Genomic DNA, 17161 nt, shown 5'->3' on the forward strand with positions numbered 1-17161 from the left:
CCGTTGTGGAGAGCGCTCTTCAGAGGACGGTTGCTGGCTTGGGTTTGCCTACAAGACCATACCAGTGATGCTCAAACCGGCCCGCATGCCAGCGCAGGGTGCCCCAGGGCTGGTCAGCCTGCCAGCGCGGGAAGTTGATCTCCACGCGGTTGTCTTCGTACTTGTAGAGAGAGGTGCTGATCTCGATATCCGACAGGATAAGCAGCACCACCCCACCGATGACACTCCATTTCAGCATCTTCCACATGGCGATTACTCGAAGCAGATCTCGATGGTGGCACGGCCATACTCCGATTCGAACGGCATCATGATCTTGGCGCCGTCGGCCCGGTGAGTGATGGTGTGATTGGGACCGGAGACGATGACCGGGGTCGCCATGTCGAACTCATAGCCCTTCTCCCCCAGCATGCGTTTGGCGCCGCCCGTCACCATGTTGGTGATCTCGCCCACCATGTCGGTCACTTCCTCGTTGATGGTGGCCGGCGCCTCCCCCAGCATGCGACGCATGATCTCCAATGCCAGCCCCTTCTCGAAGCTGATGGAGAGGGAACCCCGGGTCTGCGGACCCACCATGCCAATCAGGCCGGAGACATCTCCCCGAGCCAGCTCGTCCGTCTTACGCTTGGGCGCGCCCGGTTTGAGTTCCAGCTGTGCCATGGTGGAGAGCACGTTGAGCAGGGAGAGCAGGAACGGGTTTACAAAATCAGCCTTCATCTTGACTTCCTACGGTAACGGAACAGCGGGCACATTGACCATGGGCTTCTATGGTCTTGTTGGTAATAGTAAAACCATGCTGATGAGCCTGCTCGGAAAAGGCGCCGTCGATTGCGGGATCGTGCAGCTCCACAACCTCACCGCAACGATCGCAGATCAGCAGTTGCATCGGGTGGGCATGGTCGAAGTGGCAGCAGAAGATGAAGGCATTGAGCGACTCCACCTTGTGGGCAAAGCCCTGTTCGAGCAGGAAGTCGAGCGCCCGATAGACGGTAGGCGGTTTGGCATGAGCCTCTGTCTGCTGCAACTGGGCCAGCAAATCATAGGCACTGATGGCATTGCCGTGGGCGGCAAGCAGCCGGAGCACCTGGCGCCGTGTCGGGGTGAAACGGATCCCGCGCTGCTCGCAGAGGCGTTCCGCTCGTTGTAGAAGTTGGTCTTGATTCATGTTCACGCAGATACCCTGTCAATTAGCCGGATACTATCACAGGGCCCCCAGTGCGCGGCGACAAAATTCATTTTCTGGGGCTGTCTCACGTTGTGATAGAATCCCGCCCCTTGTTTGGCCAACCCGGATGATTTTTATGCAGGCGCAGCGCTTTTCCATCGCCCCCATGCTGGACTGGACCGATCGGCATTGCCGTTATTTCCACCGTCTGATGACCCGCCAGACCCTGCTCTATACCGAGATGGTGACCACGGGCGCCATCATCCACGGCAAGGGCGACTATCTGGGCTACAGCGAGCAGGAACACCCTCTCGCCCTGCAACTGGGTGGCAGCAACCCGGCAGACCTGGCCCGCTGCGCCAGGCTCGCCGAGGAGCGCGGCTATGACGAGGTCAACCTCAACGTCGGCTGCCCTTCCGATCGGGTGCAAAACGGCCGCTTCGGCGCCTGCCTCATGGGCGAACCCGCGCTGGTGGCTGATTGCGTCAAGGCAATGCGCGACGTAGTCGACATTCCGGTCACCGTGAAGACCCGTATCGGCATCGACGAGCAAGACTCCTACGAGTTCTTGCAGGCCTTCATCGAGCAGGTACGGGACGCCGGTTGCGATACCTTCATCGTCCACGCCCGCAAGGCCTGGCTGAGCGGCCTGAGCCCGAAAGAGAACCGCGAGATCCCACCCCTCGATTATCCTCGCGTCTACCAGGTCAAGCAGGATTACCCGGATCTGACCATTGCCATCAACGGCGGAGTGACCAGTCTGGAACAGACTCTTGAACATCTGCAGCACCTCGACGGGGTCATGATGGGCCGCGAAGCCTACCAGAATCCCTACATTCTGGCCCAGGTGGACAATCTGGTGTTCGGCGAGAACCGTGCCGTGCCAAGCCGCCACGAGGTGGTGCGGATGATGCTGCCCTACATCGAACAGGAGCTGGCCAAGGGAAACTACCTCTCCCACATGACCCGCCACATGCTGGGGTTGTTCCAGAACATGCAGGGGGCGCGCGCCTGGCGTCGCCATCTGAGCGAGAATGCCTGCAAGCCGGGGGCCGACATTCAAGTGGTGCTGGACGCCATGGCCAAGGTGCCGGAGTTCGCGCCGGCCGACGCGGTGGAGTGATCATGTACCGCTTCACCGGATCCTGGCTGCACAAGGCCCTGGTGCGTCTGTGCGCCGGCCTGCTCACCATTCTCGGCATCAAGCTCAGCGCCTTCTATTTCATCGGGCTGCTGATCGTGCTGGGGCTGCACCGGGACCAGATCCTGGGCTAAGCGCCCCACGCTCCCGAACAAGAAAAAGCCGGCGCCCCTGCGCCGGCTTTTTTGTCACCACGGAGGTGACCCGACAGTCTGGCTTACTCTTCCTGAACCATGAACTGGAGTTCAGGGGGAGAAGAGGTCAGCACATCGGCGCAGTAATCCCAGGTCGAGATGCGGTAGTGCTGCAAATCTTCATCCAGGTGCAGTCCATCGGATTCCTGATGGAACCAGCTGGCGAAACGGGACGGGGTGATGAGCTGGATCTGCTCCTCGATGACGTGGCTGTCACGCCCCTCCGCCAGATCGCAATCCTCCATCACCCGCACTGCGAAGATGTGGCGAAAACTCACCCGGCACAGGGGCAACGGAGGCAGATCGATGCTGCGAGCACGCCCCAGCATGACGGTCAGGGTGTCGCTCCAGATATCCTGATGCAGTTCGGCCACGACCAGGCCGGGAGGGAGTTGACGAGAGGGTGCCCAGGGGACGGCTACCTGCCGAATGGCATTTTTCTGTTCCATATCCACCTCGCTACAGCGCATGCCATATTCTGAGTGTATCTGAAACAAATTTTGACGAAGATGGCAAGAAAAAACCCGGCACAAGCCGGGTTTCATTTGATTACAAGACGATCTTATTTGACGGCGTCTTTCAGCGCCTTGCCAGCCACGAAGGACGGCACATTGGCGGCTGCAATCTGGATCTCTTTACCGGTTTGCGGGTTGCGACCGGTACGGCCCGCGCGATGGTTGACCTTGAAGGTACCAAAACCCACCAACTGAACGGCATCGCCCTCTTTCAGGCTCTGGGTAATACCATTGATGATCTCTTCCAGAGCGACTTTGGCCTGAGCTTTGCTCAGGTCTGCTTTGGCGGCAATTGCATCGACAAGTTGAGCTTTGTTCATAACATTTCCTTTATGATCGGGCATTTAGCACCGGGCCACTCTATTCAAAAAAAAACACTCAGGCAAAGGCTTTATCAGCCGGATTGGCTTGAATGCTGGGGTTTTCATCAAGATCTGCGGAAATAGTCACATATATCGCCCCCTTGTCCCCTGGATGGGCGACAGGATGCGAAGTACCGGTGGGGAGAGGCATGCAAATCCCCGCCTGATGTAACAATATCCCTACACTCCTATTGACGGTCAACTGGATTTTCCCTAGTTATAGGAGTGTCGTCAGTCGATGAGAATGACCGGAGGCGTGCGACGCGAGTGCCGCATGCCATGCCCATGGAGGGACTATGTTAACTGAACTGGAAAAAACCAAGCGCGCACTGGCAGGCAAGCACAGATCAATAGATGACTGGCTGGATGCCAGACAGGCGTTGCTGGTCGAGTACATGCGACTGGCAGGCCTCATGCCCGCCAAGTGCAAGCAACGCACCCTCCCAGGTCACGTCGAACTGCAACGTTTTTGCGAACAACTGGTCGATTACGTCAGCGCAGGCCATTTCGAGATCTACAACCATGTCGTCACCGCCTTTGAGCAAGCCAGCGGGGACAAACTGGAGCTGGCCAAGCGCATCTACCCCCATATCCGTGCCTGTACCGAATTCGCGCTGGAGTTCAACGACAAGTACAGCAACGCCGACGAAGCCCAGTTGCTGCAACTGGACGAGGATCTGAACCAGCTCGGCCCCGTGCTGGAGGACAGGTTCAAACAGGAGGATCGGCTGGTCAAGGCGCTGCAGGTGGTGGAATCCCTCAGCCATCAGCAGGTCTGATATTCAATATCGGAGCCAGTTCAATATCCTGGCGTGCCAGCTGGATTACACTCTGCAACATGAAGGATGAGCATCTTGCTCGCACGCAGACCGGAGACGACCATGGCCGAGCGCCGCCACTTTACTCGGATTTTCTATTTGACCGCCGCCAAGCTCACCCAGGGTGAACACCAGTGGCGCACCCAGCTGGTCGATGTCTCCCTGCAGGGAGCCCTGCTGCTCAGACCCGAGGATTGGGTCGCCAGCGAGGACAAGGAGTACGAAATCTGCTTCGTGCTCGGGGGCAGCGACATCGAGATCAAGATGCAGGTCGAGCTGACCCACGAAGCCAGCAAGAAGCTGGGGTTTTACTGCCACCACATCGACATCGACAGCGCCACTCACCTCAAGCGGATGATCGAGCTGAACATCGGAGAGGAACAACTGCTCCATCGCGAGCTGGAGCAGTTGCTGCAAGAGCACCGAGACCACGTCCCCCCCGAATCCTGAGCGGGCGGGCAGAAAAACAAAGGAGCGTCCATATGCTCCTTTTTCATGGTTGGTTACAGGGCCTCGAGGGCATCGGAGAGTTTCTTCACCGGCACCACCTCCATCCCCTCGATGGGATGTTTGGGCGCATTGGCATGCGGGACGATGGCTCGGCGGAAGCCGTGCTTGGCCGCCTCCTGCAGTCGCTCCTGACCCGAGGGTACGGGCCGTATCTCGCCAGAGAGCCCCACTTCGCCAAAGACCACCAGATCCTTGGGCAGGGCCTGATCCCGGAAGCTCGACACCATGGCCAGCAGCAGCGCCAGATCCGCGCTGGTCTCCTCGACTTTGACGCCACCCACCACGTTGATGAACACATCCTGATCCGCCATCTGCAACCCGCCGTGACGATGCAGCACCGCCAGCAGCATGGCGAGACGGTTGTGGTCCATCCCCACCGCCACCCGGCGCGGATTGGAGAGCTGGGAGTAATCCACCAGCGCCTGCAACTCCACCAGCAGGGGGCGCGTGCCTTCCCAGATCACCATGACGATGGAGCCCGGAGCCTGCTCCTCCCCGCGGCTGAGGAAAATCGCGGAAGGGTTGCTCACCTCCTTCATTCCCTGCCCGGTCATGGCGAAGACCCCCAGTTCGTTGACCGCACCGAAGCGGTTCTTGTGGGAGCGCAGGGTGCGAAAACGCGAGTCGTGCCCGCCATCCAGCAGCACGGAGCAGTCGATGCAGTGCTCCAGCACCTTGGGGCCCGCCAAGGTGCCGTCCTTGGTGACGTGGCCCACCATGAAGATGGCCACATGATTCTGCTTGGCATAGCGTGTCAGCAGCGCCGCCGACTCCCGCACCTGGGAGACGGAACCCGGCGCGGACTGCACATCCGCCACGTGCATCACCTGGATGGAGTCGATTACCATGATCTGAGGCTGCTCCTGCTGGGCGATGAGACAGATCTGCTCGACGCTGGTCTCGGACAACATGCGCAGCTTGTCCGTGGGCAGACCCAGCCGACCGGCCCGCATCGCCACCTGTTGCAGTGACTCCTCACCGGTCACATAGAGGGTCTTCATGCGCTGCGCCAGGCCGCACATGGTCTGCAGCAACAGGGTCGACTTGCCGGCCCCGGGGTTGCCGCCGATGAGAATGGCCGAACCGGGGACCACGCCGCCACCGAGTACGCGGTCCAGCTCCTTGAAGCCCGAGCTGAAACGGGGGATCTCCGTGGTGGCGATCTCCGCCAAGGTCTGCACCTGGCTGCCGACGGCGCCCGCATAACCGGTATAGCGAGCACTCTTGCCGGGTGTCGTCACCCCCAGTCGCACCTCGGTGATGGTGTTCCACTCCTTGCACTCGCTGCACTGACCTTGCCAGCGGGTGAAGTCGGCTCCACATTCGGAACAAACATAGGCGGTTTTGTTTTTGGCCATGGATAACTCGGGGACAGGATGAATTCCTGCTTGATATACTTGTTTGCGACCGGCAGATCAAACCCAGAATCGGAAAAGTGACTTTCCGCGGCAGGAATACATGGATTCAGAACAACCACTACATCTGATAGAACAACTTGTCCCCCTGCTCCGGGAAAAGGACTTCGACGAAATCTTCAACCGTCTGACCCAGAACGAAAATACCAACAGTCGGTTCCTGCTGAAGATGGAACTCAAACGCAAGTGCACCCCCTGTCGGCGCGTCATCGACATGCGCAACGAGCTGGGCGCCCTCTGTCAGGTGCATGAGTTCGACGGGGTGACCCACTTCATGCCCGCCGAGGCCATCGAGCTGTTTCAATCCCAGTGCTACCTCTACCGGGACAGCTACACCCTGGGGGTCTACGAGGCGCTGCAAGCCTGGTACAAGCTCAACCAGGGGCGCAGCGACAATCTGGCACTGCCCATCAGCCCGTTTCGTCCGTTCGATGTCAGCGCCATCCCCTTCGCCAGCCATTACGGGCGACAGGAAGAGCGCATGCACTTCAGCTCGCCCATGGTGCTCCAACTCGCCAACGGCGAGAAAATCCTCGCCAAGAGCTCCGACATCTCCCTCGGCGGCATCCGGGTATCCGTGCCCTATCTGCCCGACTACCAGACAGGCGACCTGATAGCTGTCTTTTTCACCGGACTGGAACGCGATCATCCCCATCCCCTGCTGCGTGACCCGGTCAGCTACCAGATCCTGGGGGAGGAGAGAAAAGAGGACAAATTCTGGCTAAGGCTGCTCAAGAACGGCGAGCATCCGGTGTTCGACGAGTTCCTGCGCGACTTCATCGAGCGCAACCGCAGCCGCTATCGCGTCAGCGTCGACTACCTGCTCTCCGCCGCCGTCATCAAGGGGTATGAGCAGTTCTATCTGCCGCGCATGACCGGCATGCCCCTCTATTTCGGCAAGGGCAGCGTCCCCGCCCTCGAGATCGCCCTGCGCACCGAGAACAACCAGCACATTCTCGAATACTGGCGCGACGCCAAGAACCGCGACATGCTCGCCAGCCTCTTCACTGCGGCCCGCATGCCCTCGTTGCTCCCAGGCAAAGAGGGGCTGCGCGAGACGCTGATCTACAGCTTTACCCATGCGGTACGCAGCCACCTCTACTTCTTCTCCGCGACCCGGGAGGAGCTGGAACAAAGCGGACTGGCCGCGCTCTTCTTCCAGATCGGCGCCCGCCGCCCCAGCTGGCGGGTGTACAAGTTCAGCATGGAAGCCTGCACCCTGCGGGAGGCCGACCTCGACAACCCCCAGGGCGGGGCGAGCCAGTTGCAGGACAGGCTGCTGCGCGAGCGCCTGGCCCAGCTCGGATACGTGGGCATGCTGCAGGAGATAAACCTGGACAACCAGCGCGACGAGTTCCAGCGAGAGACGGGTCAGGATCCGCTCAACGCCAACGCCTTGCAGCGCTTTGGCCATGACATCCATGCCGCCCCCTTCGAGATAGAGACGCTGCACTATGTGCAACTGCGCAAGGAGGCGCGCTACATGCACAAGACGGCCATCGTCTTGCATCACAAGGAGCGATCCTGGGTCGGCTGGACCCGAGACATCTCGGCCCACGGCATGCAAATCGAGCTGGAGGAACCGTTCGACGGGGAGAAGGGAGACATCATCACGGTGGCTCTGCCCCGTTTGCAGGAGCTCGCCAGGAACATGGACCTGCAACGCCTGCCCTATCGGCTGGTCAGCCTCAACCTGAGCAGAACCGTGCTGCATCTGTGCATCGAGGGGACGGCCGAGCGCCATACCGGCCACCAGTTCTTCAGCCTGCTTATCGAAAGCAACCAGAACAAGCTCAAGACCACCCGGGAGTTCAATCGCTATCGCGGCATGGCCAGGGCGCTGCGCAACCTCTACACCCACCACCTGTTCAACACCCCCGTCTATGTGAACAAGCTCAAGGCCGCCCCGAAACTGGCCGCGGCCGGCCTCTCGCCACAGCCACGCAGCCTTTCCCGTCTGCTGCGCATCTGTGCCGAGCAGGATCAGCAGTTGAACCTGTATCCCCTGTTCCAGGGGGCACTGCTCAAGGCCCTGCTGCTCAATCCCCTGCGCGCCATCGAGCGGGAAGACAAGCCGGAAGAGGAGGAGGTCTACATCGCCGCCCTCCACTCCCAGGGGGGAACACCCCTGTTTCGCAGCCACCTGGCCAGCAGCTTCAGCTCACCGGATCAAAAGCGCCGCTTCATCGAGCTGGCCCGGCAACAGGGAGAGTTCTATTCAGTACTGGTGGGTATTTCGCGCACCGGCCGCCCGGACACCAGCTTCATCGCGGGTGAACTGGACTACATCGCCAAGTTCGCCATTCACAAGGCCAAGAAGCTGGAAGAGGAACTCTGGAGTGTCGTGGGCGTGGGTGAACTGACCGATACCACCGAGGCGACCCTGTTCCGCCTTGGCATACCATCCGGGCCCCGCTAGCCAGCAGGGCCCGGAGACAACAAAAAACGGGCACGCAAGTGCCCGTTTTTTGTCTATCAGGCAGCCTGGGGGTTGCGCAGCCAGGCGAGGATGTCGGGGAAGTGATCCTCCTGTGCCTGGGGCGCCGTCAGCATGTTGATGTGGTCGTAATCGAGCCGATTGCCGTTGTCCCGCCCAAGGCGGGTGTGGCGGGCGGCCGAGCCCATCTCGTCGCTGAAGCGGCGCACGTCGACGGGGTGGCCAAGTACCTTGTCCGCCTTGGCGGAGATCATCCAGAGCGGGGGCCAGTTGACCCGGCTCGCCGCCTCGTCATAGGCGAAACCGTCAAAGGGGTCCAACCAGGGCCCGCACTTGACCCAGGGGATGGTCTCCTGCAGGTAGCGCAGGGGCTCATCATCGGCCCCTATCTTCAACCGGCGGGCGGCCAGAAATCCCCGGCGGCGCGCCAGCCAGGGGGCAAGCCGGTTCCAGATCAGATCCACCTTCAACCAGCGCTCCGGGTTCTGCACCGAGACCCCCCGCTTGGTGCCGAAGAACACCAGGCTGGCAACCTGCTCCGCCAGCTCGGGGAAGCGCACCAGGGTCGAGGCCATGATGACGCCGCCCCAGGAGTGGGCCATCCAGTGCACCCGGGCACCGGCATGGCGGGTCGATACCCAGCGCTGCAGGGCGGGCAGATCCTCGGTGATCAGCTCATGCTGACCGTGGCCGGCCCGCTCGGCGATGGTCGGTGTGCTCAGACCCCGACCACGCAGATCCGCCACATAGACCTGATACCCGTGGCGAGCCAGAAAGCAGGCCAGCCCCTTGCCCGATTCGGTGTAGAAGATGCGGCCGTTCTCGATGGCCCCGTGCACCATCAGGATGGGGTCGGCATGCACCGCGACACCGGGCTGGATATGGCGCACATGAAGTCGATGCTCACCGCAGGGGACAAACAGGGATTGCTGTAACAGTTCCATCTCGTGATCGGCTCCTCCTTGAGCGGGATCAGCACCAGCGTCGGTCGCGACAAGCCAGGGCGCCGAGCAGGCAGAGCACCCCTTCCAGATCGTGGTGATTGAGGGTCGCCGCCGCCTGGGCACGAACCAGGGGTTTGGCATGAATGGCAATGCCAAGCCCCGCCACCCCCATCATCTTGAGATCGTTGGCACCATCGCCGACCGCGACCGTCTGGGATGCAACCACCCCGTACTCCGAGGCCAGCTGTTGCAGCGCCTCGGCCTTGGCGGCGGCATCGACGATGGGGCCGCTCACCTTGCCGGTCAGCAGGCCCCCTTCCACCGCCAGCTCGTTGGCGAAAATGGCATCCAGACCCAGAGCACGCTGCAACTCGCCGGCAAAGCGGGTGAAGCCACCGGAGGCGATCGCCACCTTCCAGCCAGCCTGCTTGAGGGTATCGACCATGAGTGGCAGGCCCGGCATCCAGGGCATGTCGGCCGCCACCTCGTCGAGGATGGTGACCGGCGCCCCTTCCAGCAGCGCCACCCGGGCACGCAGACTGTCGGCAAACTCCAGCTTGCCCTGCATGGCTGCCGCGGTAACGGCCGCCACTTGCTCACCGACCCCGGCCAGCCGCGCGATTTCGTCGATGCACTCTATCCTGATCGCGGTGGAATCCATGTCCATCACCAGCAGACCCGGCTCACTCAGGGTAGGCAGGGCGGCCAGATGACACAGGTCGATGTCCCACTCCTGGGCTTTGAGCGCCTGCACCAGCTCGGGGGAAAAGCGGTTGGTGCCAAGCAGCAGCAGCGGAATACCGGCCTGCTCCCCTGCGGGATAGAGGCTTGACTCAAGCCCCAGGGCATCCAGCTGCTGGGCCAGGCGGGCCAGATGACCGGCCTCCAGCCCCTTGCCAAACAGGACAATCCAGGCGCTGTCGTGGGCGTTGGCCGCGGGCAGCAGGGCTTCGTTGGTGAGCTGCCAGCAGGGGGCACAGCTCAGGGCCCCGGACCAGTCGTGCAGGGAGCGGGGAAGTTGGGACAACAACATAAGAGAGACGCCTTCCTTGGAAATCATGGGGTTCATCATGCGGGCCCAGAGTAGCGTATTGCTTTTTGTACAGGCAAGCGCCAAGATCCCGCCTGCGGTGCGGGCAGACATGGAAACAGACCACCCTGTTTCCCGCTTCGCGGCACCGGGGCACCAGCCAGCCCCGCTCATCCATTACCAGAGGCCCGGTTCTGTGCGTCATCTTCCCATCAAACGTGTTGTCAGTCTGGCGGCGGGAGTCCTGCTCGGTCTCTGGGTGCTGGTGCTGCTCATCCACATGCAGGGAGAGAGCCAGGCCGCCCTGCACGCGGCGGCACGGGACAGGGCACAGGCGCTGGTCGCCTATGCCGCCCGGGACATGCGCCGCTGGATCAAGGAGGACAAGGAGAGCGAGCTGGAGAGACTGGCGCAGGATCTGGCCGCCGAGCCTGACATTCTGGACGTCACCCTCTATGACGCCCGCGGCATTCCCCTCGCCCAGTCGGACAACGCCCTGCCGCTGGACAGCCTGCTGCCCATCGGCAGCGACAACAAATCCCTGCCGGAGCAGGGCAAGGGGCGCATCCAATTCGTCCAGGAGATCCAGGACGGAAACCTGACCCTGGGCTATCTGAGGATCACCCTGGAAGAGCAGAAACTGCTGGCCGCACAGGATACCCATCTCAAGGTCAACCAGGAGAAACAGCGCCTGATGCTGCTGGTGATGCTGCTGGCCGGCCTGCTCATCTCCTACGGGGTGCGTCGCAACTACATGCGGGTGCGCAAGCACAAGAAACAGAGCAAACCCGCCGCTCCGCAATAAGCGGGAGTGGATCACATCCTCCGGCTTGTATATAACACTGGCAAGATCACTGGCAGGAGAGCCACATGATTGCCCCCCCCTTGCCGCGGGATGAACACAGTCGACTGGAACGACTGCGCATCCTCGGCCTGCTCGACCACGAGCCCATCGATCAGCTTGATCGCCTCACCCGGCTCATCACCCGGCATTTCGCACTCCCCATCGCCATGGTCTCCCTGACCGACGTGAACAGGCAGTGGTTTCTCGCCCGCACCGGGGTCGATATGTGCGAGATCAACCGGGAACACTCCTTCTGCGGTCATGCCATTTTGCGCCCCGACATCATGCAGGTGCCGGATGCCAGACGGGATCTCCGCTTTGCCGACAATCCGCTGGTGACCGATGATCCCGGCGTGGTCTTCTACGCCGGCCGACCCCTGCGCGCCCTCGATGGCGTGGTGCTCGGCACCCTCTGCCTGGTGGACCATGTGCCGCGCCATCTCGACGAAGATGCCTGCCGGGATCTCGACGACTTCGGCCGCCTGGTGGAGAACACCCTGCACGATCTGGAGCGACGCCACCAGGTGCGCACCCTCAACCAGGTGCTGGAAGACAAGGAGCATCTCTTCACCCTCACCTTCAACCAGTCGTCGGTGGGCATGGCCCTCTCCTCCCTCGAGGGGAAATGGCTGAGAGCCAACCCGGGGCTGGAGCGGCTGCTCGGTTACAGCGAGCACGAGATGCTGAGCCGGACCTGGCTCGCCATGACCCATCCCGAAGATCTGCAACGGGAGCAGCCCCTGTTCGATGCCCTGATCGCGGGGCAACGGCAGGATTACCGGCTGGAGAAGCGGATGATCCGGGCCGATGGCACCCAGTGCTGGGTCCAGCTCAGCGTGACCCTCTGCCAGAGCCGCACCATGGCTCCCCACATGATCGCCGTGTTTGCCGACCTCACCGAGCGCAAACAGGCCGAGGCCGAACTCGTGCGGCTGCAGCAAGGGCTCGAGCAGCAGGTGCAGTCACGGACCCGGGAGCTTTCCCGCACGGTGGAACAGCTGCATCAGGAGATGCGCGAGCGCGGCGCCATGCAGCAGCAGCTGTGGCAGGAGCAGCACCGCTTGCAGCACATGCTGGAGCACACCAGCAATGCCTTCCTCGAGCTCGATGCCGATTTCATCATCACAGGCTGGAACCCGGCCTCCACTACCCTGCTCGGCTGGCACGCCGACGAGATGCTGGGCCGTCCCCTCTTCGGGCTACTCGGCGCCGAGCATCCCCTGCTGAGCCTGTCAGGCAACCCGCAGAGTCCGCCACGGCGGCTGGAGTGCGACATCATCACCCGCACAGGCCGGCACATCCCGGTCGAGGTGATTGCCGAGCGTTACCAGTTCGACGGCAAGGTGCGCATCGCCCTGTTTTTGCACGACATCACGGCCCGCCGCCAGGTGCTCGCGGAGATCGAGCGTGGCCGTGCCCGACTGCGGGCCATCACCGATGGCCTGCCGGTCACCATCAGCATGGTGTCGCCCGAGGGGCGTTACCTGTTCGCCAACCAAGCCTATTGCCGCTACTTCGGGCTCGATACCGAACAGATGCGGGAAATGAGCGTGCGGGACGTCATCGGCGAGGAGGCCCACGGCAGGGCCATGGCCTATGTGGCAAAGGCCCTCGCCGGTGAGCAGGTGAGTTTCGAGCACCGTTTCGATCTCCCCATAGGCCGACGCGACCTCAGGATCACCATGATCCCGAGCCGGGGCGACGAGCCCGGGGTCTACATCCTCGGCAGCGACATCACCGAGTTCAAGGCGCTGCAAAGCCAGCTGGAACACGAGGCGGCTCACGACCCCCTCACCGGCCTGCCCAACCGGCGCGCCTTCACACTGCGCCTCTCCCGGGAGCTGGAGCGGGTGCGTCAGAATGCCGAACCCCTGGGCCTGCTGTTCCTCGATCTCGACGGCTTCAAGGGGATCAACGACAGGCTGGGACACCACGTCGGCGATGCTCTGTTGCAACGCTTCGCCCTGGTGCTGAGTGCCGAGGTGCGCCCGGGGGACATGGTGGCGCGCCTGGCCGGCGACGAGTTCACCATCATACTGCCCGCCTTGCGCCAACCGGCGCAGGAGCTGCCCGCCCTGTGCGAGCGGCTGCTGGCGGCCATGGCGGTTCCTGGAGACGTGGCCGGTCATCGGCTGCCCCTTGCCGGCAGCATAGGGGGCGCCCTCTGCCACTCGGGCCAGTATTGTAACATCGATGATCTGCTGCACCGGGCCGATGCCGCCATGTACCAGGCCAAGCAGTCGGGCAAGGGGCGCTTCGCCCTCGATCTCTGACCGTGCTTCGCAAAAATGCAAAACGGCGGCCCGAGGGCCGCCGTTTTTTTATGCGCGAGGGGGATCAGTTGTCACCCAGCAGGACGGAGTCCAGCGCGATTTCGATCATGTCGTTGAAGGTCAGCTGACGCTCTTCGGAGGTGGTCTGCTCACCAGTACGGATATGGTCGGAGACGGTGCAGATGGTCAGCGCCTTGGCACCGTACTCGGCGGCCACGCCATAGATACCGGCGGCTTCCATCTCGACACCCAGGATGCCGTATTTTTCCATGACGTCGAACATGGAGGGGTCGGGGGTGTAGAACAGATCAGCGGAGAAGATGTTGCCCACGCGCACGGCCACGCCCTTGTTCTTGGCAGCCTGAACGGCATTGGCCACCAGATCGAAGTCGGCGATGGCGGCGAAGTCGTGGTCCTTGAAGCGCAGACGGTTCACTTTGGAGTCGGTGCAGGCACCCATGCCGATCACCACGTCACGCAGTTTCACGTCTTCACGCACGGCACCGCAGGAGCCCACGCGGATCAGGGTCTTCACGCCGTAGTCGGTGATCAGCTCTTTTGCGTAGATGGAGCAGGACGGGATGCCCATGCCGTGACCCATGACGGAGATGCGACGACCCTTGTAGGTGCCGGTGAAACCGAACATGTTGCGCACGTCGCACACCTGCTCGACGTTCTCCAGGAAGGTTTCGGCGATGTACTTGGCACGCAGGGGGTCGCCCGGCATCAGCACGGTATCAGCAAAGGCGCCATCTTTCGCATTGATATGAGGAGTTGCCATTCTCTTTATTCCTTCACACTAGGTTGAGTTTTATTGTCTTTATGGATTGTCCGCTGCCTGCGCGGCGGCGGTACATTACAGGAAACCGGGGCCCTGTGGCACCCCGGGCAGGCGAACCGGCCCGGGGTCACCATCACAGGAAGCTGGTACCGTATTGCAGCTTGGGCAGGCCGTGGTAGGCCGCGATGCTCTGGCCGATGTCGGCGAAGGTCTCGCGACGACCGACGGAGCCCGCCTTGACCGGCTTGCCGTAGAACAGTACCGGAATGTATTCGCGGGTGTGGTCGGTACCGCTCCAGGTCGGGTCACAGCCGTGGTCGGCGGTCAGCACCACCACGTCGCCATCCTGCAGCAGGTCGAACAGCTCCGGCAGGCGGGAGTCGAAGTACTCCAGCGCATCGGCGTAGCCCTTGACGTCACGGCGGTGACCGTAGGAGGAGTCAAAGTCCACGAAGTTGGTGAAGACGATTGTCTGGTCACCGGCCGCTTTCACCTCTTCCAGAGTCCTGTCCCACAGCTCGGTCAGACCGGTCCCCTTCACCTGCTTGGTGATGCCCTGCTGGGCATAGATGTCGGCGATCTTTCCGATGGAGACCACCTGGCCACCCGCTTCCTTCATGTAGTCCAGCACGGTCGGCGCCGGCGGCAGCACGGAGTAGTCGTGGCGGTTGCCGGTGCGCTTGAAGTTGCCCTTGCCGCTGCCCACGAACGGACGCGCGATGACGCGGCCGATGTTGTAGGGCTCCAGCAGCTCGCGCACGATGTGGCACAGCTCATAGAGCTTCTCGAGGCCATAGGTCTCTTCGTGGCAGGCGATCTGGAACACGGAGTCGGCAGAGGTGTAGAGGATCGGCTTGCCGGTGCGCATGTGCTCTTCGCCCAGATCGTCCAGCACCTGGGTGCCGGAGGCGTGGCAGTTGCCCAGATACCCGGGCAGACCGGCCTTCTCGACGATGGCATCCAGCAGCTCCTGCGGGAAGCTGTTGTGATGGTCGTGGAAATAACCCCACTCGAACAAGACGGGCACGCCGGCAATCTCCCAGTGACCGGACGGGGTGTCCTTGCCGGAGGAGAGCTCCTGGGCAAAGCCGTAGGCACCGATCACCTCGACATCCTTGTTCAGTCCGGCCGGGAAGGTGCCGCTGGCGAGTTCGCCCGCGTGGCCCAGACCCAGCTTGCTGAGGTTTGGCAGGTTGAGAGCGCCACGGCCCTCGATCTCACCGGCGGCGCACGCCTTGGCGATATGGCCAAGGGTATTGGCCCCCACGTCGCCGAACTTGTCGGCATCGGCGGCAGCACCAATACCGAAAGAGTCCATCATCAGAATAAAGGTACGTTTCATGGGACTTCCCCTTGTTACAAATCAGCCAGACCGATGCGACGGTAAACCTCGGGCAGCGCCTCTGGTCGGGTGTCGCCGATCTTCACGGCAGCCTGCACCATGCGGGCAGCCTCGGCAAATTGAGCTTCTGTCTGAGCGTGGATCAGGGCGAGCGGCTTGTCAGCATCGACGCTCTGACCCAGGCGGATAAAGTCGGTCAGACCGACGGCATAATCGAGTTTGTCGGCGGCGGCGCGGCGACCGCCCCCCATGGCGACCACGGCCAGACCCAGTTCACGGGTATCCATCGCGGTGACGAATCCGCTGTGGGCCGCGTAGACGGGGCGCACGATGGCGGCTTTGGGCAGGTAGGCGTCGTAGCGCTCCATGAAGTCGGCGGGACCACCGAGGCCGGTCACCATGCGGCCGAAGATCTCGGCTGCCTTGCCGTTGTCCAGCACCGCCTGCAACCTGGTGCGGGCATCGCCGTCATCGCTGGCAAGACCGGCGGAGATCAGCATCTCGGCGCACAGGGCCATGGTCACTTCATGAATGCGCGGGTTGCGATACTCACCGGTCAGGTAGCGCACAGCTTCGCGCACTTCCACGGCGTTGCCGGCGCTGGAGGCCAGCACCTGGTTCATGTCGGTCAAGAGCGCAGAGGTGCGGCAGCCGGCACCGTTGGCCACGGCCACAATGCTCTTGGCAAGCTCTTCAGAGGCTTCAAAGGTCGGCATGAAGGCGCCGGAACCCACCTTCACGTCCATCACCAGCGCTTCCAGCCCGGAGGCAAGCTTCTTGGAGAGGATGGAGCCGGTGATCATGGCAATGGATTCAACGGTGGCGGTGATGTCCCGTACCGCATAGATACGCTTGTCGGCCGGGGCGAGATCGCCGGTCTGGCCGATGATGGCGACCCCCGCCTCTTTCACCACTTTCAGGAAGCGGTCGTTGTCGACCGAGGTCTGGTAGCCGGGGATGGCATCCAGCTTGTCCAGGGTACCGCCGGTATGGCCGAGACCACGGCCGGAGATCATGGGCACGAAACCGCCACAGGCGGCGACCATGGGGCCCAGCATCAGGGAGACGACGTCACCCACGCCGCCGGTGGAGTGCTTGTCGACGATGGGGCCGCCCAGATTGAGGTGATCCCAGGTCAATACCATGCCGGAGTCGCGCATGGCGCAGGTCAGGGCAACCCGCTCATCCATGGTCATGTCCTTGAAGTAGACCGCCATCGCCAGGGCCGCAATTTGCCCCTCGCCGATGGTGTTGTTGGTTATGCCCTGGACGAAGAATTGAATCTCTTGGGTACTGAGCGCTTCACCGTTGCGCTTCTTGCGAATAATTTCTTGAGGCAAAAACATCTTTCATTCCCTCCGTGCATCACGCACGAACACAGACCGAACCAGAT

Annotated in this window: 18 protein-coding genes; 7 read left to right on the plus strand and 11 right to left on the minus strand. The window is 62.1% G+C overall.

Annotation, left to right across the window (positions count from 1 at the left end; genetic code table 11):
* Nucleotides 1-19: 19 nt before the first annotated feature.
* The 3 genes from AB7E19_RS15155 to zur are packed head-to-tail and all read right to left on the minus strand — an operon-like array spanning nt 20 to nt 1162.
* A complete protein-coding gene (locus tag AB7E19_RS15155; protein WP_322130919.1) occupies nt 20-247 on the minus strand; it encodes a hypothetical protein in 228 nt (75 codons plus the stop codon).
* A 5-nt stretch (nt 248-252) separates the two neighbouring features.
* Nucleotides 253-714: a chemotaxis protein CheX gene (locus AB7E19_RS15160; protein WP_010673043.1), complete on the minus strand. Its 462-nt coding sequence runs from the start codon at nt 712-714 to the stop codon at nt 253-255.
* Nucleotides 704-1162, minus strand: coding sequence for a zinc uptake transcriptional repressor Zur (gene zur, locus AB7E19_RS15165; RefSeq protein ID WP_042882157.1), 459 nt, complete (start codon nt 1160-1162; stop codon nt 704-706). Before zur ends, AB7E19_RS15160 begins: the two co-directional genes overlap by 11 nt.
* Nucleotides 1163-1298: 136 nt before the next feature.
* Here zur and dusA point away from each other — a divergent pair, with 136 nt between their 5' ends.
* Together dusA and AB7E19_RS15175 are read left to right on the plus strand one after the other, a co-directional pair.
* Nucleotides 1299-2285: a tRNA dihydrouridine(20/20a) synthase DusA gene (dusA, locus tag AB7E19_RS15170; RefSeq protein WP_221436116.1), complete on the plus strand. Its 987-nt coding sequence runs from the start codon at nt 1299-1301 to the stop codon at nt 2283-2285.
* Between the two features lie 2 nt (nt 2286-2287).
* Nucleotides 2288-2437, plus strand: a complete 150-nt coding sequence (locus tag AB7E19_RS15175; RefSeq protein WP_080944170.1) for a hypothetical protein — start codon at nt 2288-2290, stop codon at nt 2435-2437.
* 83 nt (nt 2438-2520) lie between these two features.
* On the opposite strand, the gene AB7E19_RS15180 is transcribed toward AB7E19_RS15175, so the two are convergent.
* Together AB7E19_RS15180 and hupA are read right to left on the minus strand one after the other, a co-directional pair.
* Nucleotides 2521-2946, minus strand: coding sequence for a hypothetical protein (locus AB7E19_RS15180; RefSeq protein WP_029313758.1), 426 nt, complete (start codon nt 2944-2946; stop codon nt 2521-2523).
* A 113-nt stretch (nt 2947-3059) separates the two neighbouring features.
* Complete coding sequence (hupA, locus tag AB7E19_RS15185) at nt 3060-3332, minus strand: nucleoid-associated protein HU-alpha (RefSeq protein ID WP_005305063.1); 273 nt, start codon at nt 3330-3332, stop codon at nt 3060-3062.
* A gap of 338 nt (nt 3333-3670) precedes the next feature.
* Here hupA and rsd point away from each other — a divergent pair, with 338 nt between their 5' ends.
* Nucleotides 3671-4153, plus strand: a complete 483-nt coding sequence (gene rsd / locus AB7E19_RS15190) for a sigma D regulator (RefSeq protein ID WP_427935773.1) — start codon at nt 3671-3673, stop codon at nt 4151-4153.
* 102 nt (nt 4154-4255) lie between these two features.
* On the plus strand, nt 4256-4642 hold the full coding sequence (locus AB7E19_RS15195; RefSeq protein ID WP_029313755.1) for a PilZ domain-containing protein: 387 nt from the start codon (nt 4256-4258) through the stop codon (nt 4640-4642).
* A gap of 53 nt (nt 4643-4695) precedes the next feature.
* On the opposite strand, the gene radA is transcribed toward AB7E19_RS15195, so the two are convergent.
* The gene (gene radA / locus AB7E19_RS15200) at nt 4696-6060 is read right to left on the minus strand and encodes a DNA repair protein RadA (RefSeq protein ID WP_010673036.1); all 1365 of its coding nucleotides are present in this window, start codon (nt 6058-6060) and stop codon (nt 4696-4698) included.
* Nucleotides 6061-6160: 100 nt separating this feature from the next.
* Here radA and AB7E19_RS15205 point away from each other — a divergent pair, with 100 nt between their 5' ends.
* A complete protein-coding gene (locus tag AB7E19_RS15205) occupies nt 6161-8536 on the plus strand; it encodes a PilZ domain-containing protein (protein ID WP_227263072.1) in 2376 nt (791 codons plus the stop codon).
* Between the two features lie 56 nt (nt 8537-8592).
* On the opposite strand, the gene AB7E19_RS15210 is transcribed toward AB7E19_RS15205, so the two are convergent.
* Both AB7E19_RS15210 and serB read right to left on the minus strand, forming a co-directional pair.
* Entirely contained in the window at nt 8593-9498 is a 906-nt protein-coding gene (locus tag AB7E19_RS15210; RefSeq protein ID WP_069652230.1) for an alpha/beta hydrolase family protein, read from the minus strand.
* Between the two features lie 28 nt (nt 9499-9526).
* Nucleotides 9527-10531, minus strand: a complete 1005-nt coding sequence (serB, locus tag AB7E19_RS15215) for a phosphoserine phosphatase SerB (RefSeq protein WP_182976093.1) — start codon at nt 10529-10531, stop codon at nt 9527-9529.
* A 193-nt stretch (nt 10532-10724) separates the two neighbouring features.
* On the opposite strand from serB, the gene AB7E19_RS15220 reads away from it, so the two are divergent.
* A complete protein-coding gene (locus tag AB7E19_RS15220; protein WP_010673032.1) occupies nt 10725-11333 on the plus strand; it encodes an AhpA/YtjB family protein in 609 nt (202 codons plus the stop codon).
* Nucleotides 11334-11398: 65 nt separating this feature from the next.
* The gene (locus tag AB7E19_RS15225) at nt 11399-13645 is read left to right on the plus strand and encodes a PAS domain S-box protein (RefSeq protein ID WP_322130916.1); all 2247 of its coding nucleotides are present in this window, start codon (nt 11399-11401) and stop codon (nt 13643-13645) included.
* A 64-nt stretch (nt 13646-13709) separates the two neighbouring features.
* On the opposite strand, the gene deoD is transcribed toward AB7E19_RS15225, so the two are convergent.
* The 3 genes from deoD to deoA form a co-directional block, all read right to left on the minus strand.
* Entirely contained in the window at nt 13710-14426 is a 717-nt protein-coding gene (gene deoD, locus AB7E19_RS15230; protein WP_005341325.1) for a purine-nucleoside phosphorylase, read from the minus strand.
* 133 nt (nt 14427-14559) lie between these two features.
* Nucleotides 14560-15768: a phosphopentomutase gene (locus tag AB7E19_RS15235; protein WP_039039948.1), complete on the minus strand. Its 1209-nt coding sequence runs from the start codon at nt 15766-15768 to the stop codon at nt 14560-14562.
* 14 nt (nt 15769-15782) lie between these two features.
* Entirely contained in the window at nt 15783-17114 is a 1332-nt protein-coding gene (gene deoA, locus AB7E19_RS15240; RefSeq protein ID WP_069652232.1) for a thymidine phosphorylase, read from the minus strand.
* Nucleotides 17115-17161: the final 47 nt, after the last annotated feature.

The organism is Aeromonas sp. (genome assembly GCF_050252055.1).
Taxonomy (GTDB): Bacteria; Pseudomonadota; Gammaproteobacteria; order Enterobacterales; family Aeromonadaceae; genus Aeromonas; species Aeromonas caviae.